The organism is Neisseria dentiae, assembly GCF_024580525.1.
Classification (GTDB): Bacteria; Pseudomonadota; Gammaproteobacteria; order Burkholderiales; family Neisseriaceae; genus Neisseria; species Neisseria dentiae_A.
This window is the reverse complement of record NZ_JANIKQ010000002.1, coordinates 1-26465: the sequence shown is the minus strand read 5'-3', so window position 1 is coordinate 26465 and position 26465 is coordinate 1. Positions and strand designations below refer to the sequence as shown.

25 protein-coding genes and 1 pseudogene are annotated in these 26465 nt (G+C 56.8%); 23 read left to right on the top strand and 3 right to left on the bottom strand.

Going from position 1 to position 26465, the window contains the following annotated elements:
• Positions 1–2 precede the first annotated feature (2 nt).
• The 21 genes from NQ012_RS02005 (at position 3) to NQ012_RS01905 (ending at position 21780) form a co-directional block, all read left to right on the top strand.
• Positions 3–416, top strand: a complete 414-nt coding sequence (locus NQ012_RS02005; RefSeq protein WP_257065849.1) for a hypothetical protein — start codon at positions 3–5, stop codon at positions 414–416.
• Positions 417–500: 84 nt separating this feature from the next.
• Positions 501–1496, top strand: a complete 996-nt coding sequence (locus NQ012_RS02000; protein WP_257065848.1) for a BtrH N-terminal domain-containing protein — start codon at positions 501–503, stop codon at positions 1494–1496.
• 4 nt (positions 1497–1500) lie between these two features.
• Positions 1501–2391: an ABC transporter ATP-binding protein gene (locus tag NQ012_RS01995; RefSeq protein WP_257065847.1), complete on the top strand. Its 891-nt coding sequence runs from the start codon at positions 1501–1503 to the stop codon at positions 2389–2391.
• On the top strand, positions 2388–3641 hold the full coding sequence (locus NQ012_RS01990; protein WP_257065846.1) for an ABC transporter permease: 1254 nt from the start codon (positions 2388–2390) through the stop codon (positions 3639–3641). The genes NQ012_RS01995 and NQ012_RS01990 overlap by 4 nt, the downstream gene beginning before the upstream one ends.
• Before the next feature lie 36 nt (positions 3642–3677).
• Positions 3678–3968, top strand: a complete 291-nt coding sequence (locus NQ012_RS01985) for a phosphopantetheine-binding protein (protein WP_257065845.1) — start codon at positions 3678–3680, stop codon at positions 3966–3968.
• Positions 3965–4999 carry a beta-ketoacyl synthase N-terminal-like domain-containing protein gene (locus tag NQ012_RS01980; RefSeq protein ID WP_257065843.1) on the top strand — a complete coding sequence of 345 codons (1035 nt, stop codon included), beginning with the start codon at positions 3965–3967 and terminating at the stop codon, positions 4997–4999. Before NQ012_RS01985 ends, NQ012_RS01980 begins: the two co-directional genes overlap by 4 nt.
• Positions 4987–5628, top strand: a complete 642-nt coding sequence (locus NQ012_RS01975; RefSeq protein WP_373566625.1) for a hypothetical protein — start codon at positions 4987–4989, stop codon at positions 5626–5628. Before NQ012_RS01980 ends, NQ012_RS01975 begins: the two co-directional genes overlap by 13 nt.
• A gap of 16 nt (positions 5629–5644) precedes the next feature.
• Complete coding sequence (locus tag NQ012_RS01970; protein ID WP_257065839.1) at positions 5645–7990, top strand: MMPL family transporter; 2346 nt, start codon at positions 5645–5647, stop codon at positions 7988–7990.
• Between the two features lie 231 nt (positions 7991–8221).
• On the top strand, positions 8222–8893 hold the full coding sequence (locus NQ012_RS01965; RefSeq protein ID WP_257065836.1) for an Abi family protein: 672 nt from the start codon (positions 8222–8224) through the stop codon (positions 8891–8893).
• A gap of 14 nt (positions 8894–8907) precedes the next feature.
• Positions 8908–10152, top strand: a complete 1245-nt coding sequence (locus NQ012_RS01960; RefSeq protein ID WP_257065835.1) for an NAD(P)/FAD-dependent oxidoreductase — start codon at positions 8908–8910, stop codon at positions 10150–10152.
• A 65-nt stretch (positions 10153–10217) separates the two neighbouring features.
• Positions 10218–10712, top strand: a complete 495-nt coding sequence (locus NQ012_RS01955; RefSeq protein WP_257065834.1) for a hypothetical protein — start codon at positions 10218–10220, stop codon at positions 10710–10712.
• 73 nt (positions 10713–10785) lie between these two features.
• On the top strand, positions 10786–11991 hold the full coding sequence (locus tag NQ012_RS01950; protein WP_257065833.1) for a beta-ketoacyl-ACP synthase: 1206 nt from the start codon (positions 10786–10788) through the stop codon (positions 11989–11991).
• Positions 11992–12280: 289 nt separating this feature from the next.
• Complete coding sequence (gene citC / locus NQ012_RS01945) at positions 12281–13315, top strand: [citrate (pro-3S)-lyase] ligase (protein WP_257065832.1); 1035 nt, start codon at positions 12281–12283, stop codon at positions 13313–13315.
• Positions 13312–13605, top strand: a complete 294-nt coding sequence (gene citD, locus NQ012_RS01940; protein ID WP_085366362.1) for a citrate lyase acyl carrier protein — start codon at positions 13312–13314, stop codon at positions 13603–13605. The genes citC and citD overlap by 4 nt, the downstream gene beginning before the upstream one ends.
• Positions 13602–14480, top strand: a complete 879-nt coding sequence (locus NQ012_RS01935) for an aldolase/citrate lyase family protein (protein ID WP_257065827.1) — start codon at positions 13602–13604, stop codon at positions 14478–14480. The genes citD and NQ012_RS01935 overlap by 4 nt, the downstream gene beginning before the upstream one ends.
• A 3-nt stretch (positions 14481–14483) precedes the next feature.
• Positions 14484–16007: a citrate lyase subunit alpha gene (citF, locus tag NQ012_RS01930; protein WP_257065825.1), complete on the top strand. Its 1524-nt coding sequence runs from the start codon at positions 14484–14486 to the stop codon at positions 16005–16007.
• Between the two features lie 3 nt (positions 16008–16010).
• Positions 16011–17402 (top strand): citrate lyase holo-[acyl-carrier protein] synthase, encoded by a 1392-nt coding sequence (gene citX / locus NQ012_RS01925; RefSeq protein WP_257065824.1) that lies wholly within the window; start codon positions 16011–16013, stop codon positions 17400–17402.
• Positions 17399–18880, top strand: a complete 1482-nt coding sequence (locus tag NQ012_RS01920) for an anion permease (RefSeq protein WP_257065822.1) — start codon at positions 17399–17401, stop codon at positions 18878–18880. Before citX ends, NQ012_RS01920 begins: the two co-directional genes overlap by 4 nt.
• A gap of 124 nt (positions 18881–19004) precedes the next feature.
• Positions 19005–20930 (top strand): ATP-binding cassette domain-containing protein, encoded by a 1926-nt coding sequence (locus NQ012_RS01915; RefSeq protein ID WP_257065820.1) that lies wholly within the window; start codon positions 19005–19007, stop codon positions 20928–20930.
• A 58-nt stretch (positions 20931–20988) separates the two neighbouring features.
• Positions 20989–21153, top strand: a complete 165-nt coding sequence (locus NQ012_RS01910; RefSeq protein WP_257065819.1) for a hypothetical protein — start codon at positions 20989–20991, stop codon at positions 21151–21153.
• Between the two features lie 96 nt (positions 21154–21249).
• Entirely contained in the window at positions 21250–21780 is a 531-nt protein-coding gene (locus tag NQ012_RS01905; protein WP_257065817.1) for a hypothetical protein, read from the top strand.
• Positions 21781–22286: 506 nt separating this feature from the next.
• Here the strand turns inward: NQ012_RS01905 and NQ012_RS01900 are convergent.
• Together NQ012_RS01900 and NQ012_RS01895 are read right to left on the bottom strand one after the other, a co-directional pair.
• Positions 22287–22490 (bottom strand): stress responsive alpha-beta barrel, encoded by a 204-nt coding sequence (locus tag NQ012_RS01900; protein WP_373566624.1) that lies wholly within the window; start codon positions 22488–22490, stop codon positions 22287–22289.
• Between the two features lie 66 nt (positions 22491–22556).
• Positions 22557–22892, bottom strand: coding sequence for a general secretion pathway protein GspG (locus NQ012_RS01895; protein WP_257065816.1), 336 nt, complete (start codon positions 22890–22892; stop codon positions 22557–22559).
• A gap of 125 nt (positions 22893–23017) precedes the next feature.
• On the opposite strand from NQ012_RS01895, the gene uvrB reads away from it, so the two are divergent.
• Positions 23018–25048: an excinuclease ABC subunit UvrB gene (uvrB, locus tag NQ012_RS01890; protein ID WP_257065815.1), complete on the top strand. Its 2031-nt coding sequence runs from the start codon at positions 23018–23020 to the stop codon at positions 25046–25048.
• Positions 25049–25078: 30 nt separating this feature from the next.
• Entirely contained in the window at positions 25079–26113 is a 1035-nt protein-coding gene (locus NQ012_RS01885; RefSeq protein WP_257065813.1) for an FRG domain-containing protein, read from the top strand.
• A gap of 55 nt (positions 26114–26168) precedes the next feature.
• On the opposite strand, the pseudogene NQ012_RS01880 reads toward NQ012_RS01885, so the two are convergent.
• Positions 26169–26345 (bottom strand): annotated as a pseudogene (locus tag NQ012_RS01880) (IS110 family transposase); the annotation flags it as partial.
• Between the last annotated feature and the right edge of the window lie 120 nt (positions 26346–26465).

Sequence of the window (26465 nt, the reverse complement as noted above, 5' to 3'; positions counted from 1 at the left end):
AAATGGACGTAAAAGACATTCCGCAAGACAACAGCAAGTCTTATCACGGGCAGCGCAAAATCATCTACGGCACGCGTGACGGGCATTACGAAGCCGCCACCAGCACCGGCTGGCAAGACGAATCCTACGCCACCGAAATGGCCGTGGCCGAGCTTGACGGGCAAACCCGCGCCGCCCGCGAAGCCGTGGCCGCCGGCGCTTATTCGCCGCTGTATTACCATATGTTCCGTTTCCGCCACGACGAAACCAGCCTGGCAATGGCCGCCGGCGTATGGAAATGGCAGCTGCGCCGCCACCTGCGCCCCGAAATATTCGCCAAGCTGCCCGAAAAAACCTTGCAGAAATACGCCGGTGCGCTGCGAATCAGCATAAGCGAACTCAAGCGCACCGATGCCGGCTCGCCGATTGAAGAATAACGAACAGGCCGTCTGAAAACCGGTAAACAACGGTTTAACGCAATATTTCGCTTTCAGACAGGCCTCAAGGCCTTAACCAATATCATGAACGACTTCCCCCACCAACACACCGCCCATTGCGAAAGCGGCGTGATGTCCGCCCTGCTGAACTACCACGGGCACGCGTTGAACGAAGCCCTGGTTTTCGGACTCGCCCGCGGGCTGACTTTTGTGTATATGCCGCTGATCAAGCTCGCCGGTATGCCGTTGGTGTCTTACCGCATTGCGCCGCGCGGCATCATCAAAAACACCTGCAAAACGCTCGGCCTGAAACTCGATATCCGCAAATTCGCCGACGAGCATTCGGGGCAGGCAGCGCTGGACGAAGCGATTGCGGCGGGGCAGCCGGCAGGCTTGCAGGCTTCGGTGTTTTGGCTGCCTTATTTTCCGCCGCATATGCGCTTTCATTTCAATGCCCACAATCTGGTGGTGTACGGCAAAGAAGGCGGCGACTACCTGCTTAGCGACCCCGTGTTTGAAACCGTGCAGCGCTGCGCCGCCGAAGATTTGCAGCGGGCGCGTTTTGCCAAAGGCGCGCTGGCGGCCAAAGGCATGATGTACACGCTCTCGGGCAACAGGCCGTCTGAAAGCATTGCCGCCGAGTTGCCCGCCTTAATCCGCGCCGCCGTGCGCAAAAACGCCAAACATATGCTCGCGCCGGTGTTTTTCGCGGGCGTGAAAGGCATACGCACGGTGGCGGCGAAAATCGAATCGCTGCCCGAAAAGCAATCCGCCAAATATCAGAAACTGTTTCTCGGCCATTTGGTGCGCATGCAGGAAGAAATCGGCACCGGCGGCGCGGGCTTCCGCTATATCTACGCCTATTTTCTCGAACAGGCCGCCGAAATCTGCCGCGAACCGCGCTTTCAGACGGCCTCCGAACAAATGACCGCCATCGGCGACGAATGGCGCACCTTCGCCAGCCTGTGCGTGAAGCAGTGCAAACAGCCGTCTGAAAACGGCTGCCGCGAAATCGCCTCTTTTTTGCGCATGATTGCCGATAAAGAAGAGGCGCTGTGGAAAAGTTTGAAGGCTGTCTGAAACCATGATTCAAATCCAATCACTTTCCCACCGCTATCCCGGGGCAGACGCCGATGCGTTAAGCGGCGTGTCGCTCGATATAGCAAAAGGCGAATGCTGGGGGCTGCTTGGGCACAACGGCGCGGGCAAAACCACGCTGATGTCGCTGTTGGCCGGTTTGCAGGAAGTGCAGCATGGCAATATTCTGTTTGATGGCAAACCCATGCGCCGCATGAGCCGCGCCGAGCGGCAGAAAATCGGCCTTGTGCCGCAGGATTTTGCGTTTTACCCGCAGCTGAGCGTGTGGGACAACCTGCTGTTTTTCGCCTCGCTCTACAAAATGCGCGACAAAGGCCGCCTGAACGCCTTGCTGGCGCAAACCGATCTCACCGCACACAAACACAAAGCCGCCAAACACCTTTCCGGCGGGCTGAAACGCCGTCTGAACTTTGCCATCGGCCTGATTAACGCGCCCGAATTGGTGTTTCTCGACGAAATTACCGTAGGCATCGACCCGCAATCGCGCCGTTTTATTCTCGACAGCGTGGAAGTGCTCACCCGCAGCGGCGTTACCGTGGTTTACACCTCGCACTACCTGCCCGAAATCGAGCAGCTTTGCAGCAAAATCGCCCTGTTGCAGCAGGGGCGGTTGGTGTATCAGGGCGGTTTGGGCGAACTCTTGGCCTCGCAAACGCAGCGTGTGCGCTTTATCACCGAACCGGCGCTGCCGCCCGAGCAGCTGGCTGTGTTGCAGGCACAACCGGCCGACGGCCTCGGCATGATGGAAACCGCGCTCGATGCGGCCGAAGTGTATGCCGCGTTGCAGCGCAGCGGCGTGCAGATCCGTTATTTCCAGCAGGGGCACGGTACGCTGGAAGCCTTTTATCTCGACTTTTTGCGCCGGGAGGCCGCATGATCGCCGCCTCGCTGTTGAAAGAAATCAAGCTGTTAAGCCGTGATCTGCACGGCTTGGCGGTGCTGTTTGTGATGCCCATCGCCTTTATGCTGATTATGTCGCTGGCGTTGAGCCGCGACGAAGACCCGCAAAGCGGCAGCCGCATCGCGCTGGTGGGCAAAGCGGGCGACAGTGTCAACACCGCTTTTGCCGCCGCCCTGCAAAAAGAGCAGATGGCAGTGAGCCTGATGCCGCCTGAAAAACTCAAAGAAGCACAGCAGGGGCTGCATGAAAAGCGCTTCCAGTTGGTGCTGCACAACCCCAATCAGGCGGGCGGAAAACTGGCCGAGAGCCTGCCGATGGATATTTATGTGCCGCCCGATACCGATCCTTCCTGGCTGGCGGCGGTAAAAGGTGTGCTGCGGCAGCATTACACCGAAACGCGCCTGAACGCCTATTTTGACGGCAACAGCGGCATCAGTATCGACAACCGGCAGTTACCGAAACGGGTGCGCGACGATATCCAGAAAAAAGTCGATGAAAAAAACGCCGGGCAGTTCGATGCCGTGTCGGCCTTTTTGAAGCAGACCATGCTGCGGGAGCATTATCTGAGCGCGGCGGGCGCGGCGGTGGCCAAACCGAACGCCGTGCAGCACAGTGTGCCGGCCTGGCTGATTTTCGGTATGTTTTTCATTATGATACCGTTGTCGAACGTGATGGCGCTGGAGCGGCAAACCAACACCATCACCCGTCTGCGCCTTGCCCGTGCTGGTGCGGCGGGGCTGGTGGCCGCCAAGCTGCTGCCGTATTTTCTGATTAACCAGTTGCAGTTTGCCGGTATGCTGCTGCTCGGCCGCTACCTGCTGCCCGAAATCGGTGTGCCGGCGCTGCTGTTAAACGGCGGCTGGCCGCTTTATGCGCTGCTTTCCGCCGCCGTAAGCGCCGCTGCTTTGGGCTATGCGCTGTTGGTGAGCGTGGCGGCGAAATCTACCGAACACGCCGTGGTGCTGGGCGGCGGCGGCGTGATTCTGATGGCGGCTGTCGGCGGCATTATGGTGCCCGCCCATGTGATGCCCGAGGCCATGCAGCAGGCAACTTGGTTTTCGCCGATGTCGTGGGGGCTGAAAGCCTTTCAGGAACTGCTGCTCAACCGCAGCGGTTTAAACGGCATCGTGCTCTATCTGCAATTATTGGCAGGGTTTGCCGCCGTAACGCTGCTCTTGGCGGTGTGGCTGTACCGGCGGCAGTTGCAGACGCAGGTGCGGTTTTAAATTAACAAGGCCTGTCTGAAAAAAACGGAAAACATTATGTCGTACACCTTTACGCTGGCGCCTGAAGCGCTGGAAAGCGAATTGAAAAAGCTGATTTTGGAAACCTCGGGCAAAGCCGACGAAATCGCCCTGGCCGATTTTGCCGACGATGCGGTTTTGTTCGGCGACGGCAGCCCCGTCGGCTTGGATTCGCTCGACGCGCTGCAAATCGCCGTGGCCTTGCAGCAGTATTTCCAAGTGCGGCTTCAAGGCGACCGCATGGTGCGCAAACACATGATGACGGTGCGTGATTTGGCCGCCTTCGTGCGTTCGGAGCACGGCGCATGACTTACCTTTGCGGGCAGGCGGTTACGTGCGCGCTCAATCCGCAAAGCGGCTGTGCACGGCAACAGCCCGAAACGCTTGACTTCACCTTTCTGCATCAGGCGCAGCAGGCGAAATATTACCGTGCCTTTGCCGAAACCAGCCTGAGCCGCGCCGACGTTGCCGATTTGGCCGAAGCGCATTTGCGCCGCGCCGCAGAGAGCGCCGGCTGGCCGTCTGAAAGCTGGCACCATGCACCGGTGTTTATCGGCTCGAGTTCGTATTTGATGTCGGAGTGCGAAAACCTTTATCCCGACCAAAGCGCATCCGGCCATAATCTGCTTTATCTTGCCCGCGATTTGCAGGCGCGCAGCGGCAATCCCGATATTTTCAGCATCGCCACCGCCTGCACATCGTCGGCGCACGCCCTGATTCAGGCACATAACCGGCTTTCGGCGCCCGGCTCTCGGCGCGCGTTCGTGCTCGGTTTGGAAAGCCTCAACCGCCTGACCCTGCTGCATTTTCACAGTCTGAACCTGTTTGCCGCGCACTACCGGCCCTTCGGCGGCAACGGCCTGATTTTGGGCGAAGGCATGGCCGCGCTGGCGTTGTGTGCCGACAAGCCCGCCGGTTCCAATCTGCGCCTGCTTTCCTGCGCGGCCAACACCGGCAGCGGCAGTTTGGTGCAGAGCGACAGCGGGGCGCAGGAAGCGCTGATCCGGCGGGTGTTGGCCGACGCACAAACCGATGCCGCCGCCGTGCGCGCCGTCAAAACCCACGGTATCGGCACCGCCGACAGCGACGCGGCCGAATGGCAAGCCCTCAACCGTGTGTTCGGCACACCGCCGCCCCTGTTGGCATTCAAACCGCAAACCGGCCACACCCTCGGCGCGGCCGCCGCAATCGAAACCGCCTTGCTGGCCGAAGCCCTGAATAAGGGGGAAGGCGCAGACAGCAACGGACAGCGCATTGGGTTTTCAGACGGCCTTTATTTAAGCAACCACTTCGGATTCGGCGGCAGCAACACCGCCATGGTATGGCAATGGACACGGTAACCCGCAACGTAAACATCACCGCCACCGCCCGTTTCGACAGCGATCCGTCGGTTAGCGGCAAAACGCTCAAACAAGCCTTGCAGCAGCAAACCGGCACCGACACCCGCCGTTTCAGCCGCTTGAGCTTGCTCGCCGCGCTCGGTGCCAGCAATCTGCGCAGCCGTGCTGCTGTGCGCGAAGACTGCGCGGTTTATGTGGCTACGCCGTTTTCGTCGCCTTCGCTATTTGAAAAGATGACCGATAATGTGCTCAACCACCATGCCGCCATGCCGTTTGATTTTATTGCCAACCTGCATAACGCCCCCGCTTTCCACGCCGCACAGGCGCTCGGCAGCCGCGGTGCGTCGCTGGTGCTGGCGGCAGACAACCGCCCCGAATCGTGGACGCAAATCCTGCGCCTTGCCGCAGACAGCTTGCACGCAGAACACCAAATCGCCGTGGGCTGGTGTTACGAACAACCACAAGCGCAGGGCGGCTGGGAGGGCAGCATATGGGTTTTGTTGGAATATGCCCGCGGGCAGGGTAAACAGGGATTTGCCGACCCGTTACACATCACGCAAACCCCGAGCGCAAACAGCGCATACTGGCAAGGCGTTGCCGATTGGCTGCAACGGCTTGAGGCCGTCTGAAAACAGGAGGAAGCCCATGCACCTTACCATACGCCGTATTTACACCGCATTGATGGTGTTACTGCTCGGTTTTGCGGTTTACAGCGTGGCCGCCACGCAATGGCTGCAAACCGACCTCACCGCCCTGCTGCCGCAGGAAGAGCGGCCCGATGTGTTGTTGCAGGCGGCGGATAGGGCGGTGGAAGCGCAGTTGAATACGCAGGTGGTTTTGCTGGCGGGCAGCGCCGATGCGGAAAAAGCATTTCAGACGGCCTCGGAAATCGCCGCTTTATGGCGTAAAAGCCAAGTGTTTGCCGCGGTAGACAGCAGCGTTTCACCCGATTTGGAAGCGGTACGCACCGACGTGCGGCGTTTGGGGCTGGCGGTGCTGCCGCCCGAGCAGCGGCAGCTGTTGTTTGAAGAGCCGAAGCGTTATTTTCAAGAACGTGCCGAAGCGGCGGTGAACCCTTTCGCCGCGCCTTCGCCTTTGCCGCTGGAGCAGGATTGGCTGGGTTTCGGCCGTTTCGTCACCGAACGCGCCCAACCGCAGAGCCGTTTGCAGTGGAACGCCGACAACGGCATGCTGTTCACCGAAGACGATAGCGGCAAAACCTGGGTGTGGCTGCGCGGCAAACTGCCCGAAACCAACAATCTCGCCAACGGCAGCGATAACCTGTTGCCGCTGTTGCATCAAAGCCGCGGACTGGCCGCGAAAAACGGTGTGGAAACGTTAAGCGCGGGCGGGGCGGTGTTTGCCGCCGCCTCGAAAGCGGCGGCCGAGCGCGAAAGCCAGCTGATGAGTGCGGCCGGTTTGCTGCTTACCTTTGCACTGTTGTTGTGGGTGTTCCGCAGCGTGCGGGTGTTTTGGCTGACGCTGCCGCTGGCGGCGGGTATGCTCACCGGATTGGCGGCGGCTTTGCTGGTGTTCGGCGAAGTGCATATCCTCACCATCGTAATCGGCACCAGTTTGGTGGGGATGTTGGTAGATTTTCCGCTGCATTGGCTGGCGCCTTCGGTGTTCGGCACGGCGGCGCACCGTTATGCGCGTTCAGACGGCCCCGACTGGCAGGCCGAACCCGCCATGCGCCATGTGCTGCCCACGTTTGCCGTGAGCCTGCTGATTACGGTGGCGGGTTATGCGTTTCTGTGGTTCACGCCTTTGCCGGTATTGCGGCAGACGGCGGTGTTTTCCGGTTTTGCGCTGCTGGGTGCGTTCGGCGCCACCGTGTTGTGGCTGCCGCCGCTGTTTGCGCGCTACCAAGCTAAAAGCGTGCCGTTTACCGGCTTGGTGGAACGGCTGTATGCCTTGTCGGCACGCATGAAAATCCGCCTGCACCGCCGCGGCTGGTGGCTGGTGGGCGGCATATTGCTGGCAGTGGGGCTGTGGCGCAGCAACTGGCACGACGATATCCGCCAATGGGTGAACATGCCGCCGGCGATGCTGGCCGAAGCGCAGAAAATCGGCGAGCTTTCCGGCACCGATTTCGGCAGCCGTTATCTGGTGGTGGAAGCCGGCAGCGAAGATGAATTGTTGCGGAAAAACGCCGAAGTCGGCCGCGTTTTGCAGCCGTTGGCGGCGCAGCAGAAACTGGCCGGCATCCAGTCGCTCGACCAATGGCTGCTGCCGGCGGCAGAGCAGCAGAAACTGCAAAACCGCCTGCGCGAATTGGCGAAGCTGCCGGAAAACTGGCAGCCGATGCGCGAAATCGGCGTGCCGCGCCAAACCGTGCGCAATGCTTTGAACCAAGCCGCCGTCGCGCCGCCGCTCACACTTTCAGACGGCCTCAAACCAGCTTTGGCCGAAGCCTGGCGGCCGCTTTATTTGGGTGAGGCCGCCCCCGGCCGTTTCGCCTCGGTTATCCGCCTGAACGGCTTAAACGACGCGGCGGCGGTTCAGGCGGGTATCAAAGGCTTGGCAGGCGTGCATTGGGCAGACAAGCGCAGCCATCTGAACGAATTGTTCCACCACACCCGCAATCAGGCCGCCTGGCTGAAACTGGCTTCTTATGCCTTGGCCTTGCTGCTGTTATGGCGTATGTTCGGCATCAGGCGCGGCATCACGGTGCTGGCGGTGCCGCTGGCCGCCGCCGTGGCCACGGTGGCGGTGTTGGGCTGGGCAGGCATTCCCGTCAGCCTGTTTGCCATGTTCGGCCTGCTGCTGGTTTCCGCCATCGGCGTCGATTACGCCGTGTACGCCGTTGCCGCCAAACACAGCGCCCCCGCCCGTTTGGGCGGCATGCTGCTGGCGGCGCTTACCACCGGCATTTCGTTTGTATTGCTGGGCATGAGCAGCACGCCAGCCGTGGCAGCGTTCGGCATCACCGTGGCGGTGGGCACGGTGTTGAACCTGTGGCTGGCTGGGTGGCTGTTGGAAAGAGAATAACGAAAAGCCCCGCAGATTGCTCGGCGGGGCGGTAAGCTCGCGTTTGAAAGGGTATAACACTGTTTCCAGTCCATCGATCCAATCAAACTAACGGAGATTATTTTATGTGGCTGGCCATACTTTGTCAACGATTGATGAAGTGTTTACAAAATATCAGGAAAATTTGGCTTGATCATTTTAAAATTATATCGGAATAGATAATTAATATTCAGGCTTAATAAAGGGGAAAACATGGAATTACAATCAGAAATACGGCAAGCTTTATCTGATGAACGGTTTGGTAGATATTTAACTGCGTGTAGTAATAATGTCGAGAAAGCATGTACGCTTTATCTTTGGAATATGCAGATCAGTAGCGCATTTTTTCCGTGGTTGAGTGTGGCGGAAGTGGTGTTGCGGAATAGAATACATTTAGCTTTAAGTCAAGTACATGGATCTGAATGGCCGTGGAGTATGGGTTTTGAGCGGACATTACCACAGCGAAGACAAGGTTTTAATCCAGTTGAAGAGTTGCAGCACAGTAGAAGAGGATACGATACAGACCAAACTGGGAAAGTCATTGCCGATTTAAAGTTCGCTTTTTGGCAGCAAATGTTGAAGGCAAATCAGGAACGGCCTTTATGGAACGGATATCTATTTACTGCTTTTCCCAATTTGGATCGTACTTTAAGTGTTAGAGACAATCGTGAGACTATATATCAGTGTGTCGATAAAATTAGAGAGTTGAGAAACCGTATTGCACATCACGAACCTATATTCAATCGTAATTTGAAGGATGATTATCAAAATATTATTAAACTGATTGGTATATGTCATTCACAGGAATTTATTGATTGGCTTAAACAGGGCCAACAGGTGGGTCGGCAACCATTGTTAGAATTTTTCTTAAGCAATAAACCATAATTGAAAGAAATATCATGTCATTATCTCATCAATTCGATATCGCCGTAATCGGCGCAGGCCCCTCCGGCTCGGTGGCGGCGGCCTTGCTCAACAAAAAAGGCTTCAAAGTGTGCGTGCTGGAAAAGCAGCATTTTCCGCGTTTCGTTATCGGTGAGAGCCTGTTGCCGCACTGCATGGAAATGCTTGAAGAAGCGGGATTTTTAGCAGCGGTAGAAGCTGAGCCTTCGTTTCAGTTTAAAAACGGTGCGGCGTTCACTTGGGGCAGCCGCTACACTTATTTCGATTTCACCGATAAGTTTTCAGACGGCCCGGGCACCACGTTTCAGGTACGCCGTGCGTTGTTTGACAAGATTCTGATTGACGAAGCGGCCAAACAGGGGGTGGAAGTACGTTTCGGCCACGGCGTCACCGCGTTTGACGACAGCGGCGAAGAAGCGGTGTTGAGCGTGGAAACCGACGGCGGCGAAACCTACCGCCTCAACGCCCGTTTCGTGCTCGATGCCAGCGGCTACGGCCGCGTGCTGCCGCGCTTGTTGGACTTGGAAACCCCTTCCGAGCTGCCGCCGCGCATCGCCCACTTCACCCACATTGAAGACAACATCACCAATCCGAAATTCGACCGCAACAAAATCCTGATCACCACCCACCCGCAGCACCGCGACGTGTGGCTGTGGACGATTCCGTTCGGCGACAACCGCTGTTCCATCGGCGTGGTCGGCACGCCCGACAAACTGGCCGGCGATTCGGAAACCGTGTTGAAAAAATTCGCGCTCGAATGCCCGATGCTGGCCGAAGTGCTGGAAAACGCGGTGTGGGAAAACGAATTTCCGTTCCGCAGCATACAGGGCTATTCGGCCAACGTGAAATCTTTATACGGTAAGCGTTTTGCGCTGCTGGGCAACGCTTCCGAGTTTCTTGATCCGGTGTTTTCGTCGGGCGTAACCATTGCCATGCACTCGGCCAAACTGGCGGCCGACCTGCTGGCCAAACAGCTAAACGGCGGCGAAGCCGACTGGCAGCGCGAGTTTGCCGAACCGCTGATGCAGGGCGTGGATACGTTCCGCACTTATGTAACGGGCTGGTATGATACCCGCTTCCAAGATGCCATTTACGCGCCTGACCGCAGCACCGACATCAGCCGCATGATTTCGTCGATTCTGGCGGGTTATGCGTGGGATACGGCCAACCCGTTCGTAGAAAAACACGCCCGCCGTTTGGATGCGCTCGCCGCGATGGTGGGCAGGCAGGCGTTGGTTTGATGCGCTTTGTTTAACCGGGCCGCGGCTTGAAAACCGTTTCAGGCCGTCTGAAAAAGGAATTGGATATGAACAAACACCTGATTGCCTTAACCTCCGCATTCGTGCTTGCCGCGTGCAGCAGCGGCGTGCCCAAACCGCAAACGCTGCCGCAGCTTCAGAGCGGCGGCGGTTGGTTCCAGCTCGAGCAGCGCGACGCCGAAGGCAATGCCGTTCAAAGCAGTCTGCTGGCGGTAGAGCAGGGCGCGGAAGGCGTGCGCTTCGTGCAGACCGATCCGCTGGGTGCGCCGTTGTCGCGGCAGGTGTTAGGCAAAAAAGGCTGGCGCAACGACGGCTTTGTGATGCCCAATGCCTCCGCCCGCCGTCTGTTTGCCGCCATACTGCCGCTGTTTGCCGCCGACGGCGCGGCGGTTTACCCGGGCTTGCAGCGCAGCCGTGCCGAAAACGGCGAATGTTTCAGCCAGAAAGGCCGCACATTGTGGTGTAGCGCGCAAACCGACAACGGCTGGCTGGTAACGTTTCCCGGCCAAACGAAATGGTCGGTGGTGCCGATTCGGGACTAACCCGCCGTTTGCACGGCGGCCGTTATGCGCCGCACCGTGCCGGACGATTATCTGACCAATTAAAAATATATATATGAACACACCCGTTTATCTCTCACCTCCCGCCGTTACCAGCGCATTGGGCGACGGCTTGGCCGGGCATATCGATGCCCTGTTGAACCCTGCCGCCGGTTCGCCGTTAACGTTTTCCGACCGATGGGTTAACGGTAAAACCTATGCTTTCGGGGCGGTTCAACACGGGCTGCGGCCGTTTCCGCAAGATTTGCCCGCCTTGTTTTGCAGCCGCAACAACCAGTTGCTTTGGCACGCGCTGGCGCAAATCGAACCGCAAATCGAAGCAGCCAAAGCACGTTTCGGCGCGGGTCGGGTAGCCGTGGTGTTGGGCACCTCAACCAGCGGCGTAGATGAAAACATCGAAATGTTCCGGCAGGTGTCGCAGGGTGCGGCGTGGCAGGAAGTAACGTTCAAGCAGGCGCAGCAGCGAATGGATGCGCCTGCGGAATTCGTGGCCGAAGTGTACGGTCTGAAAAACCTGAATTATGTGGTTTCCACAGCCTGCACATCGGGGGCGCGTGCCCTGATCAGCGCCGCCCGCCTGCTGCGTGCGGGTTTGTGCGATGCCGTGGTGTGCGGCGGGGCGGATACGCTGTCGCCGTTAACCATCAACGGCTTCGCTTCGCTGGAAGTGCTCTCGGGCGGGCTGGCCAATCCGTTTTCAGCCAACCGCGACGGCATCAATATCGGCGAAGCCGCCGCCATATTCGTGATGACGCGCGAAGCAGGTTTTTCTAACGGCCTGCCGCTGCTCGGTTACGGCGCCAGCAGCGATGCCTATCATATGTCGTCGCCCCGTCCCGACGGTTTGGGTGCGGTGCAGGCGTTTCAGACGGCCTTAACCCATGCCGGTGTGCGTGCGGCCGACATCGGTTGGATCAACCTGCACGGCACCGGCACGCAGCATAACGACAGCATGGAAAGCATCGCCGTGAGCGAAGTGTTCGGCAGCGCCACGCCCTGCACCTCCACCAAACCGCTTACCGGCCACACTCTAGGCGCCGCCGGCGCGATTGAGGCCGCCTTTCTCTGGGGTATGGTCAGCCGCGAATACAACCCCGAGGGCAGGCTGCCGCCGCAATTGTGGGACGGCACGGCCGACGAAGCCCTGCCGTGCATCGGCCTGACCGGCCGCGAAAGCCGCTGGCCGCACGGCCGCCGCATAGGCGCCAGTTCGTCGTTTGCTTTCGGCGGCAGCAATGCGGTGCTGGTTATCGGCGAATGATGCTTGAGCGTGGTAAATATAAATGAGGCCGTCTGAAAATATTCAGACGGCCTCATTTTTTGCAAAAGCCCAATCACGGGTTTATGCCGCTATCGGCGGCGAATCTATGGCGGAGAGAACAGAGGCTTTCCGGAGTTATGCTTGCGGTGAAATAGTAATTTAACTACAAGATATTTTTATATCTTTCAACAAACTACATTTTTATTGATTAAAGTCATAACGGTGTGTGTGTGTCGAGCCTAAAATCTGCCTGAAATTTGTAATTTACTAACAAGATATGGGGCAGGTTATGGATTCGGCACAATACGACTTCGAGCGGATTTATGCCGGCAACCTTGAAGGTATCCGCGAAGTTACGGATTTTTTACACCGCAACGATCTCAATATAGACGATTTCATCGAAGTGTTTCTGGTGCTGCGTAACGGCAAAGGCGAAATCATCGTCTGCGGCGGCATCGCGCCGGGGGTGATTAAGTGTGTGGCGATAGACGACAGCTGCCGCGGGCAGGGCATCGCGCTCACGTTGGCCTCTTCGCTGATCCAACTTGCCGCCGAACTCGGCTACCATCATCTCTTTATCTACACCAAACCCGAAAACGAGCCGTTTTTTACCGATTGCGGTTTCTATCCGATTGCCACCGTGCCGGGTAGGGTGGTGCTGCTGGAAAACAGCCCCGTCCGCCTGAAGCAGTATCAGGCCAAGCTGGCGGCGTTGAAGCAGCCCGGTGAGCGCATCGGCTCCATCGTGATGAACGCCAACCCGTTCACCAACGGCCATCTCTATCTGATCGAAAGCGCGCTGGAACAATGCGACTGGCTGCACCTGTTTGTGGTGGGCGAAGACAAATCGCAGTTTTCCTACACCGACCGTTTGGCGCTGATTAAGGCAGGCACGGCCCACCTTTCGCGCTTAACGGTGCACGAAGGCTCTCCCTATATCATTTCCCGCGCCACCTTCCCCTGTTATTTCCTGAAACAGGAAAGCATCGTCCACCAATGCCATATGGAATTGGACTTAAGCATTTTCCGCATCTATATCGCGCCGCCGCTGGGCATCACCCACCGTTTCGTGGGCAACGAGCCCAATTGCGTGATTACCAATTACTACAACAAACAGATGCGCATCTGGCTGAAATCCCCCGAAATCAACGCACCGCCGATAGAAGTGGTGCAGATTCAGCGTTTGGAATACCAAAACGACGTGATTTCGGCCACCAAAGTGCGCAAATGGCTGGGCGAGGGCGATTTTGAAAAGCTGCGGCATTATGTGCCCGACAGCACCTACCGTTTTTTAATCAACAAATATGAAAAGGCCAGTGTATGAACGCGATTACCAAAGACAGCGTGGCCGGCACGTTGGAATCGAGCGACGTGATGGTTTATGCCAGCCCCAACCCCGGCGGCGGCAGGCTGATTACCATCAACAGCTCGGTCGGCCAGCAGTTTGCCCCGCAGATCAGGGCGAGTGTGGAAGCGGTGCTGAACCGTTTGAATATCGAAGAAGCCGCGCTGCAAATCGAAGACAAAGGCGCGCTCGACTGCGTGTTGCAGGCACGGGTGAAAGCCGCACTGCTGCGCGCCGGCGCGCAGGCGGATTGGGAGGAACTGCTATGAAACTGCGCCGCTCCATGCTGTTTGTGCCGGGTGCTAACGCCGCGATGGTCAGCACATCGTTTATCTATCGGCCCGACACTATTATGTTTGACTTGGAAGATTCGGTTGCCCTGTCTGAAAAAGACACCGCCCGCATGATGGTGGCGCACGCGCTGCAACACCCGCTCTACCGCGAAATGGAAACGCTGGTGCGCGTGAACCCGCTCTCTTCAGAATACGGCTTGGCCGACTTGAATGCGGCGGTGCGCGGCGGCGCCAGCGGCATCCGTCTGCCCAAAACCGACGGCCCGCAGGATATCGCCGATATGGAAGCCGAAATCGAAAAAATCGAGCGCGCCTGCGGCCGCGAAATAGGCAGCACGCTGATGCTGGCCGCCATCGAATCGCCGCAGGGGATTTTGGCCGCCAACGAAATCGCCCAAGCCTCGAAACGCTTGATCGGCATTGCTTTGGGGGCGGAAGACTATGTGCGCGCCATGAAAACCGAGCGCTCGCCCGAAGGCATCGAACTGATGTTCGCCCGCTCCACCATTCTGCACGCCGCCCGCGCCAACGGCCTGATGACGTTTGATACGGTGTATTCCGACGTGCGCAACGAAGAGGGCTTTTTGCGCGAAGCCGCCTTAATCAAGCAGATGGGCTTCGACGGCAAATCGCTGATCAATCCTTCGCAAATCGCCCTGATCCACAACCTGTTCGCCCCCACCCAGAAAGAAGTCGAGCAGGCCGAGCGCATTATCCGCGCCGCCGAAGAGGCCGCGCAGGCGGGCATCGGCGTGGTGTCGCTCAACGGCAAAATGGTCGATACCCCGATTATCGAACGTTCGCGCCTGATTTTGCAGCGCGCGCAAACTTCAGGCATACGCGAGGAATAAATCATGAGCAAAAGCAGAGAACAACGCGTTGCCAAAGGCACCGCCAACAGCCCGTACCGCGCTTTCGAGCCGGTGGTGAAAAAAGTGAAACTTTCCGACGAATACCTGTCGCGCAAAATCTGCCCCAGCATTGAAGCCGCCGTCAGAGCCTGCGGCTTGGAAGACGGTATGACGGTTTCGTTCCACCACTCCTACCGCGGCGGCGATTTCGTGCTGAATATGGTGATGGACGTGCTGGCCGGCATGGGTTTCCACAACCTCACCGTGGCCGCCAGCTCGCTTTCGGGCTGCCACGACCCGATGATTGCCCATATCCGCAACGGCGTGGTGCGCAAAATCTACACTTCCGGCCTGCGCGGCAAGCTCGGCGAATTTATTTCGCAGGGGCATATGCAGGAACCGGTGCAGATTCACTCGCACGGCGGCCGCGTGCAGCTGATGCAGAGCGGCGAGCTGGTGCCGGACGTGGCGTTTCTGGCGGTGCCCAGCTGCGACAGTTTCGGCAATGCCTGCGGCTATATCGGCAACAACATCTGCGGCTCGCTCGGTTATGCCAAAGCCGACGCACAGTTCGCCCGCAAAGTGGTGCTGGTAACCGAAGCGGTGAAACCCTATCCGCACAGCCCCGCCGGCATTTACCAAGACCAGGTGGACTACATCGTGGTGGTGGACGCGGTGGGCGATTCCAGCAAAATCGGTGCAGGCTCCACCCGCATGACCACCAATCCGCGCGAGCTGCTGATTGCGCGCCGCGCCGCCGACGTGATTGAAAAATCGGGCTATTTCCACGACGGTTTTTCGCTGCAAACCGGCTCGGGCGGCGCTTCGCTGGCGGTTACCCGCTTTTTGGAAGACAAAATGCGCCGCCAAAACATCCGCGCCTCGTTCGCACTCGGCGGCATCACCGCCAGTATGGTGGATTTGCACGAAAAAGGGCTGATTGAAAAACTGATCGACGTGCAAAGCTTCGACAGCGTGGCCGCCGCCTCGCTCGAGCGCAATCCCGGCCATATCGAAATCAGCGCCAACCAATACGCCAATTTCGGTTCCAAAGGCGCATCGGTGGAACGGCTGGACGTGGTGGTGTTGAGCGCGCTCGAAATCGACACCGAATTCAACGTTAACGTTATCACCGGTTCAGACGGCATCATCCGCGGTGCATCGGGCGGCCACAGCGACACCGCATCGGGCGCGCGGTTGGCGATGATTGTGGCGCCGCTGGTGCGCGGCCGCATCCCCACCGTGGTGAAAGACGTGCTGACCACGGTAACACCCGGTGAACACATCGACATTCTGGTTACCGACCACGGCATCGCCGTCAACCCCAAACGCCCCAAACTGGCGGCGCGGCTGCACGAAGCCGGCATCGAAACCGTGCCGATCGAAGCGCTTTACCAACGCGCCGTGATGCTGACGGGCGAACCCGACGCCATCCGCTTCACCGAGCGGCCGGTGGCGATGATCCGCTACCGTGACGGCAGCGTGATCGACACCGTTTACCAAATCGCCGCCGCCACGGAAGGTTAAACCATGTATTCCGCCCCCTATTTCCCGCCTCTCATCGGCAGCGAAGCCCCGCTGGAAAGCGTGCTGGCCGCGCGTGATTTGCGCTATGCCGCGCAGCAGGCGCTGCTGGCGGGCGGGGCGGCCTCTTTGGTGAGTTTCAGCGTATTGGCGCCGGGCGGGGTGAAACGCAGCCCGTTTCTAGACGAAATCTTTCAGACAGGCCATGCCTGTCTGAAACAGATGCTGGCCGAAAGGCAGATTGTCATTAGCGCCGAACAACATCTGGATTTGAAAGGCGGCGAGAGCCTGCTGCTGGCGGCCGATTGCGCTGCCGATGCCTTGAAACCCCTGATGATGGAACTGGAACAACAGCACCCGCTGGGACGTTTGTGGGATATCGACATCATCGGCGGCGACGGCCAACCGCTGTCCCGCAGCCGTTTCGGCCTGCCGCCGCGCGCCTGCCTGTGTTGCGGCGAACCCGCCAAAGCGTGCGCCCGCAGCCGCCGCCACAGTTTGGACGAGCTTCAGACGGCCATGCGCGGCCATTACCGCCGCTACCGCGAAATCGTGGCGCTGGGCGGCAGCATGAGCGCCGCTTTGTGCGCCGAAGCCGAGCTGACCCCCAAGCCCGGGCTGGTCGATGCCGACAATCAGGGGCCGCACCCCGACATGACCTTGCCCATGTTCCGCGCCAGCGCACACGCCTTGGCACCGTTTCTCACCCGCTGCGCCATCACCGGCAGCGGTTTCGCTCAGCAGCCGCCCGACGAAGCCGTGCTGGCCGCCGTGCGCCCCGTCGGTTTGCAGGCCGAACAGGCCATGCTGAATGCCACCGGCGGAGCCAATACCCACAAAGGCGCGCTGTTTGCCTTCGGCATTCTGGCGGCGGTGCTGGGGCGGCGGATAGCGCGCGGCGAACAGCCCGGTTGGGCGGCGCTTTCCGGCGATATCCAAGCCGTTTGCGCCGGTTTGCAGCACGAACAAGGGCAGGGCGACACCGCCGGCGCGCGTTTCTACCGCGAATACGGCCTGGGCGGCGCGCGCGGCGAAGCACTCTCCGGTTTCGCCACCGTAACCGGCATCGCGCTACCCGCCTATCGGCAAGCCTTTGCCGCCACCGGCAACCGCGACCACGCCCTGCGCTACGCGCTGCTCAAACTGCTGGCGCACAACCGCGACACCAACGTAGTGAAACGCGGCGGCATCGAAGCGCTCGGCCTGTTGCAGGCGAAAGCACATGAAATTTTGGCCGACACGCAGGTTTTCAGACGGCCTGAAGCCTTGTGCGCAGCCTTGAAGCAGTTCGACGGCTGGTGCACGGCGCGCAACCTCAGCACCGGCGGCAGCGCGGATTTGCTGGCGTTAACGATTTGGCTGACCCTATATTTCAATGAAACAGGAGTAACATCATGAACCGCTCTGACGGCGGCGGAGCCGCTCCGGCTCCCGCTTGGAAAAAATATTGGAAGCAGATCGTGTTTTTCGCGATCCCCGTTTTAATTTTCTACTGCCCGCCGCCCGAAGGTTTGTCTGTGGTGGGCTGGCGCCTGTTCGGCTGGTATATCTCCGCCATTTTCGGTTTGGTGGCCAAACCGTGGGGCATGCCGATTGTATTGCTGGCCGCCGTAACCGGCTCGGCGGTTGCTGTCGGCTTTACGCCCAACACGCAAGAGCTGGAAATGAAAAACGTGCTGGCCGGTTATTCGTCCACCACCACTTGGCTGGTATTCACCGCCTTTGCGTTGAGCACGGCCTTTGTGTCCACCGGTTTGGGCAAGCGCATCGCCTATCTGATGATACGCAGTTTCGGCGGCACCACCTTGCGGCTGGGCTATATCAACACCGTGCTCGACCTGCTGATTGCCCCGGGTATGCCCTCGGTTACCGCGCGTGGCGGCGGCATCATGATGCCGATTATGAACAGCGTGGCCAAAGCCATCGGCTCCGACCCCGAAACCAGCCCGAAAAAAGGCGGCCTGTTCCTGTTGCTGAACACCTATTTCACGGTAAAAAACACCGGTTTGATTTTCCTGACTGCCATGGCGCCGAACGCGCTGGCCTTGAGCCTGATTCTGCCGATTTTGGGCGTTGACGTAAGCTGGACGCAATGGTTCCTCGCCGCCGCCGTGCCCGGCCTGCTGGTTACTTTTGCCACCCCGCTGGTGCTGTATTTCCTCTATAAGCCCGAAGTAACCAAAGTCGACCGCGAAGGCATCGTCGTGAAAGGCCTGGAAGAAATGGGGCCGATGAAGAAGAGCGAAAAATGGCTGTTGGTGATTTTCATCTGCGCGCTGTTGGGCTGGGTAACCGGCGACTTCACCGGCATCGACGATGCCGCCGTGGCGCTGGCCGCAATGGTGGGCTGCATCATCGTTAACGTGATCAACTGGGACAACATCCTGCAAAACAAAGGCGGCTGGAACACCCTGATTTGGTACGGCGGCATCATCGGCTTGTCGTCTGCCCTCACCAAGGCCGACTTCTTCAAATGGATGGCGGAATTCTTCTCCAACATACTCGGCGGCGGCCAATTGCAGGGCGGCTACGGTATGCTGGCGCTGATTCTCACCGTGAGCGTGGCCATCCGTTATATGTTCGCCTCTGGCGGCGCCTACATCGCCGCGATGATGCCCGTGTTTGCCACCGTGGGCGCGGTAACCAACGTCGACCCGATGCTGCTCACCTTCGGCCTGCTGTTCTCCAACTCATACGGCGGCATGCTCACCCACTACGGTTCCGGCCCCGCCCCGATTATCTACGGCACCGGCTATGCCACCACCAAACAATGGTGGACGGCCGGCGCGGTGATTGCCTTCGGCTCGCTGATTGTGCACCTCACCCTCGGCGTAGCTTGGTGGAAACTGCTTAACGGCATGGGGTTGATCGGATAAACCGCCTGATTTGTTAACCGTATATACAGGCCGTCTGAAAAAATGTTTCAGACGGCCTGTATGGTTTGCCGTTTGTTTCACGATATTTCCGCTACAATACCGCCTTTTGCCCCACCGCTTCCCCATGATCGAACTGAAAAACCTCACCCTGCAACGCGGCCTGAAAGTGCTGCTCGACAAAGCCAGTCTCACCGTCAACCCCGGCTGGCGCGTCGGTTTAATCGGCAAAAACGGCACCGGCAAATCCAGCCTGTTTGCCCTGATTAAAGGCGAAATCACGCAGGATGGCGGCGACGTGCTGGTGCCCAAACATTGGAAAACGGCGGCGGTGGCGCAGGAAACGCCTGCGCTGGATATTTCCGCGCTCGATTATGTGTTGCAGGGCGATGCCGAATTGCAGGCTTTTCAGACGGCCTTGGCGCAAGCCGAAGCGCAAAACGACGGCATGAGCATCGCCGAATACCACGCCAGGCTGGAAGAAATCGATGCCTACACCGCGCCCGCACGCGCCGCCAAACTGTTAAGCGGCTTGGGCTTTTCGCAGGAAGAACACGGCAAAAGCGTCAAAGCCTTTTCCGGCGGCTGGCGGATGCGCCTGAATCTCGCGCAGGCGCTGATGTGCCGCGCCGATTTGCTGCTGCTCGACGAGCCGACCAACCACCTCGATTTGGAAACCGTGTTGTGGCTCGAAAACCACTTGGCAAGCCTGCCTTGCACGCAGATTATCATTTCCCACGACCGCGATTTTCTCAACGCCACTGCCAGCCACACGGTTGAATTGTCCGGCCAAAAACTCACGCTCTACGGCGGCAACTACGATTTCTACCAAAACGAGCGTGCCCAACGCCTGGCGCAGCAGCAGGCCGCCTATACCAAACAGCAGGCGCACATCAAACACTTGCAATCGTTTATCGACCGTTTCAAAGCCAAAGCCACCAAAGCCGTGCAGGCGCAAAGCCGTATGAAAGCCCTGGCCAAACTCGAACGCATCGCCCCCGCGCATCTCGACAGCGAATTCAGTTTCGAATTCGAAAGCCCCGCCCATCTGCCCAACCCCTTGTTAAAACTGGATCGGGCCGACTTGGGCTACGGTAGCACCACCGTTTTGCACGGCATCAGCCTCTCGCTCGAAAGCGGCGCGCGCTACGGCTTGTTGGGCGTAAACGGCAGCGGCAAATCCACCTTCATCAAAGCCTTGGCGGGCGAACTGGCTTTGCAGGACGGGCAGATGGTGAAATCCGACAAACTCAATATCGGCTATTTCGCCCAACACCAGCTCGACACCCTGCGCGAAGACCAAAGCCCGCTGTGGCACATCCAGCAGCTTTCGCCCGAGGTGCGCGAGCAGGAAATCCGCAATTTTCTCGGCAGTTTCAACTTTATCGGCGACACCGCCCTGCAAAAAATCGCCCCCTTTTCCGGCGGCGAAAAAGCGCGGCTGGCGCTGGCGATGATAGTGTGGCAGAAGCCCAACCTGCTGCTGCTCGACGAGCCGACCAACCATCTCGATTTGGATATGCGCCACGCCCTCACGCTGGCCTTGCAGAGCTTCCAGGGCGCGCTGATTGTGGTGTCGCACGACCGCAGCCTGCTGGAAGCCACCACCGACAGCTTCCTGCTAATCGACCAAGGCCGTCTGAAACCGTTCGAGGGCGATTTGAACGATTACCGCCTGTGGCGGCTGGCGCAGGAAAATGCCGCCGCCGCGCCCGCCGTTTCCGCGCAGGCGCAAAGCCGCAAAGACACCAAACGGCAGGAAGCGCAGATGCGGCAGGAAAAAGCCCGCCGCATGAAGCCGATACAGCAGAAAATCGAGCGTGCCGAAAAAGAAATGGCCGCCTTAAACGATATTCAGACGGCCTGTGAAACATTTTTGGCACAGGAAGATGCCTATTCGGATGCAAATAAAGTAAAGCTTCAGAAAACGCTCGCTAATTTGGCGGAAACCAAGGTAAAATTAAGTAAACTTGAAGAGGATTGGTTGGGCTGGCAGGAAACGCTCGAACAAATCGGGCGAGAAATCGAAGCGCAGTTCGCCGATACGCTCTAGCCTTCGGGTTTAACAGGTTTGCTGTTTTCATAACTTCATTAAAATACGGGGATTCAATATGTCTTATTCATCATTCAAACAGGCCATCCTGCTGCTTGCCGCCAGCGAACTCTTGCTGAGCGCACAAGCCAAAGCACAAATCAGCGCCGAGAGTGCACCGGTTCTGCCCGCCGATTTGCCCGCCGCCGATGCGGCATCGCTGGCCGCGGTCGAAACGCATTAACACACCGGCCTGCCGCAGCCCGGCAGGCCGCTTGCCCAATATCATTTCAGCACGCTTTTGCGGGCTTGTCGGTCTTTTCTCAATATGAAACACAATATGAAAAAAATCATCGGGATAGTCGCATTAATCGGGTTGAACACCATCAATATTCAAACGGCCTCGGCCAAAATCTACACCTGCGTGATTAACGGCGAAGTAACCTACACCTCGCGCCACACAGGCAACTGCCAGGCTGCCGACCTGCCGCCCATCGGACGTTACAGCAGCACCCGCTACGACGAGCCGCAGGCTTACACGCCGAGCGCGCCGAAGCCCGAAGCGAAAAAACAGGTTGCGGTCAAACGCGCGCCCAAACCCAATCAGGCCGTCGCCGTGCCGGCGAAATACACGCCGCCGCCGGCAGCCGCCGCACCCAAACTTTCCGGCAGCAACAGCCGCCGCAGCATACTCGAACAAGAGCTGGCCAACGAACGCAAAGCGCTTTCCGAAGCGCAGCAGTCGCTCACTTCCGCCCGCGCGGCCAAAGGCGGCACCATCGACCAGCAGCAGATTACCCAACTGCAAGGCCATGTGCTTGACCGCCAGCAGAATATCCAAGCATTGCAGCGTGAGCTGGGGCGTATGTAGGTTGTGCGTTAGAAAATATTTCAGACGGCCTTTTCAGGCCGTCTGAAATATTTTTGGTCGGGTAAAGATCTTTGCAAAACTACCTTGAGACTGTCTGAAATGTTTAAACCCCGTCATTCCCGCGTAGGCGGGAATCCAGCCTTAAAACCATCAATTATTTTATTTCAATAACTTATGAAAAAAATGACTGGATTCCCGCCTACGCGGGAATGACGATAATTAGATGTTTCAGACAGTCTAACAAATTTTGCAAAGGTCTCAGCCGGATAGTCATACCGGTAACCGTTCCGTCATACCCGTGCTCAACCCGGGTATCTGTTATTTCTTTTGAAACAAAAAGATGCCCGGGTCAAGCCCGAGCATAACACAGTTGTTTTGAGATGCCGGTATGGCTTGCAAAAAACCTATGCCGTCTGAAATATTTATCCGCCGTTATTCCCGCATATCGGAATAACGGCGGATAAATATTTCAGACGGCCTGAATCGGATTTTGCAAACCGCCGAATCTATTCTACCCGTTGGTAATCTTCGGCGCGGTAGCCCGCTTTTTCCAATTCCTGCTGCCGTTTTTTCTTTTCTTTTTGCGCTTTTTCTTCGTCGCTGTCGCCGTCGGGGATGGCCGCGCGCACCACGGCGCCGGTGCCTTTTACGGCCACTTTGCCTACGGTTAAAACGGTGGTGGCGGCCAAATCGGCGGCAGCGGCAACCACGCAGCCGTTAAGCAGCAGGCGGCCAGCGCGGTGAGTTTGATGGGATTCATTGGGCTGTCCTGTCGGTTAGTGGGTGCAGTTTTCATCATGTTCGTGCTCTTCGCGGCAAGCGGCGGCGGCTTGGTGCCAGGCTTCGTCGTCGCCGTCGAATTCTTCCACTTCGTCGAAGTCGCCGTTTTCTACCATCGCTGCCAATTCTTCCAAATCATGCGCGCCTTCCACCCAAAAGCAGGGGATGTCGGGCGGGGTGTTTGGGGCGAGCAGGGCGGCGGTGCCGTTGTGCCAGGCCAGCCAGTAGCCGTTGGCGGTTTGCAGAAAGCGGGCATCGGGGTGGATGCTTTCGTTTTCGGTGTTCACCAGCATGCGCTCGGCGATTTCGGCTTGAAAGGGCAGGGTGTTCATTTGCGTAACCTTAAAACAATATCGGCACGCATTATAGCAAAGGCCGTCTGAAACCAGTAAAACGTCTTTCAGACGGCCTTTGCTATAATAACTCTTTTGCTTCCCGAACCTTAAGGCCGTCTGAAATGCAAATCATCCAATACGAAAATTCCCCTTTCAAACTGCACCAGCCTTTCCCGCCCGCCGGCGACCAGCCCACCGCCATCGCCGGCCTGCTCGAAGGGCTTTCAGACGGCCTTTCCTACCAAACCCTGTTAGGCGTAACCGGCTCCGGCAAAACCTACACCATGGCCAACGTGATTGCGCAGAGCGGCCGCCCCGCCATCATCATGGCGCACAACAAAACGCTGGCGGCGCAGCTTTATGCCGAGATGCGCGAGTTTTTCCCCGAAAACGCGGTGGAATATTTCGTGTCTTACTACGATTACTACCAGCCCGAAGCCTATGTGCCCAGCCGCGATTTATTTATCGAAAAAGATTCGGCGATTAACGAACACATCGAGCAGATGCGGCTTTCCGCCACCAAAAACCTGATGACGCGTAACGATGTGATTATCGTCGCCACCGTTTCCGCCATTTACGGTATCGGCGACCCCACCGAATACCAACAAATGGTGTTATCCGTTAAAGAAGGCGACACCCTCAGCCAGCGCGACATCATTTCCACCCTCGTTTCCATGCAATACGAGCGCGGCGAAATGGATTTCAAACGCGGCTCGTTCCGCGTGCGCGGCGACGTCATCGACGTTTACCCCGCCGAAAGCTCCGACAACGCCCTGCGCATCAGCCTGTTCGACGACGAAATCGACCGCCTCGATCTCTTTGACCCGCTCACCGGCGGCAGCCTGCAACGCGTCGGCCGCTACACCGTGTTCCCCAGCAGCCACTATGTTACCCCGCGCGACACCGTATTGCGCGCCTGCGAATCGATTAAACAAGAATTGCGCGAACGCATCGCTTTTTTCACCCAAGAAAACCGCCCGGTGGAAACCCAACGCATCGAGCAGCGCACCCGCTTCGATTTGGAAATGCTCTACGAAATGGGCTTTTGCAAAGGCATCGAAAACTACTCGCGCCACTTTTCCGGCAAAAAAGAAGGCGAACCCCCGCCCACCTTAATGGACTATCTGCCCGACAACGCCATTATGTTTATCGACGAAAGCCACGTTACCGTTACCCAAATCGGCGGCATGTACAAAGGCGACGCCAGCCGCAAACAAAATCTGGTCGACTACGGCTTCCGCCTGCCTTCTGCCCGCGACAACCGCCCGCTCAAATTCCACGAATTTGAAAAAATCATGCCGCAAACCATCTTTGTTTCCGCCACCCCCGCCAAATACGAAGAAGAACACGCCGGCCAAGTGGTCGAGCAAGTCGTCCGCCCCACAGGCCTGGTCGATCCGCAAATCATCATCCGCCCCGTCGCCACCCAAGTGGACGATTTATTAAGCGAAATCAACGAGCGCATCGGCAAAGGCGAGCGCGTGCTGGTAACCACGCTCACCAAACGCATGGCCGAACAGCTCACCGATTATTACAGCGAACTGGGCATAAAAGTGCGCTACCTGCACAGCGACATCGACACCGTCGAGCGCGTCGAAATCATCCGCGATTTGCGCCTCGGCTTGTTCGACGTACTCGTCGGCATCAACCTGCTGCGCGAAGGTTTGGACATCCCCGAAGTATCGCTGGTGGCCATACTCGACGCCGACAAAGAAGGCTTCCTGCGCAGCCACCGCAGCCTGATCCAAACCATAGGCCGCGCCGCCCGCAACGTAAACGGCGTCGCCATACTCTACGCCGACAAAATCACCGACTCGATGAAAGCCGCCATCGACGAAACCGAACGCCGCCGCGAAAAACAGATTAAATTCAACCAAGAACACGGCATCGTGCCGCAGCAGATCAATAAAAAAGTCAAAGACATCATCGACGGCGTGTACCACGACGATGCAGGCAGCGGCAAAGGCCGTCTGAAAGGCAAGGGCAAAGTGAAAGTGGGCGAAATCCACACCGAAGAAGACGCGATTAAAGAAATCGCCCGCTTGGAAAAAGCCATGCAGGCCGCCGCCCGCGATTTGCAGTTTGAAGAAGCTGCGGTGTTAAGGGATAAGATTCGGGGGATTAAGGAAGGGTTATTGTTTGGGGCGGAGTGAGGTAAACCATTTAAATATCTGGAGAGTATTATGTTAAAAATTAAATCAGTTAGTAATTTCTTAAAAGAATTAGGTAAATTAAATAATGAAAATGAAAGTATAAGGTTCTTTCGTGGACATTCAGATTGTAAATATTTGCTTAAGCCTAGCATTTATAGAAATAATGGGTTAATTAGTAATGAATATAAAATTATTCGTGATGCTTTAACATATTGCCCTAGTGATTTTAATCATGAAAATTCAAATTTTTTGAAACTAGTTAAATTACAACATTATGGTTATCCAACTAGGTTGCTGGATTTAACTAGCAATGCTTTGGTTGCTCTTTATTTTTCTGTTCAGTCAGATAAAGAAAAAGGAGAGGATGGAGAAGTCATAGTCTTTGATATTCCATATAATGATGTAAAATATGAAGATAGTGATAAAGTATCAATTCTCTCAGCATTAGCATTTCATGATAGTGAATTTCAAGATTTAAATGAAATGGTAAAACAATCGAAGGAATATAGGGAAATATATCAAGAAATTATTTTAAAAACCCAAATCACAAAAGATCTTCAAGGGAGATTGCATGGCTTGGAAATGATCCGAAATTTCGCTTTAGCTAGCAGTGCAGAAACAACCAATGATTTGGTTGAAAAGCATCTGGCTCCTAAAGAAGAAATAAGATTATTTAATGACTTTAATGAAATTAGAAGGTTGATACACATCATTAGGGCAGATAAACCTTATTTTTCTCCTATTATTGATTATAAGGATCTTGGAAAGGTAATTGCTGTTCGAGGAAAGTTAAATAATCGAAGAGTCGAACGTCAACATGGTAGTTTTTTACTATTTGGTATAGATAATAATAAAATAGAACCGGCAAGAATTCCTAGTAAATGGATTGCTTCCGAAAAAAATAGATTAATCATTGATAAAGAATCGAAGCAAAAAATATTAAAGGAGCTAACTCAATTGGGAATATCTAGGCAGACATTATTTCCTGAGCTGGAAGCACAAGCAAACTATGTTAAGGAAAAATATATTATTAATGATACAACAAGCAAGCGTAGGTTGGGTTAGCAAGCGTAGCAACTGTGTTGCCGACTCGTCAGTCAGCAACATCAAACACGGTTAATCAAGCGCATTGCAGGCCGTCTGAACACAGATAGTCGCGTACCCGTGCGTTCAGTATTCTCAGCAGTTTGTGCATACACGCATTGATGGCTACTTTGAACGGTTTTCCTTTGCCGGTAAGCCGTTCGTAAAATGCTTTGATTTTCGGCTCAAAACGGCTGGCGGTCAGGGTAGCAACTGTGTTGCCAACTCGTCAGTCAGCAACATCAAACACGGTTAATCAAGCGCATTGCAGGCCGTCTGAACACAGATAGTCGCGTACCCGTGCGTTCAGTATTCTCAGCAGTTTGTGCATACA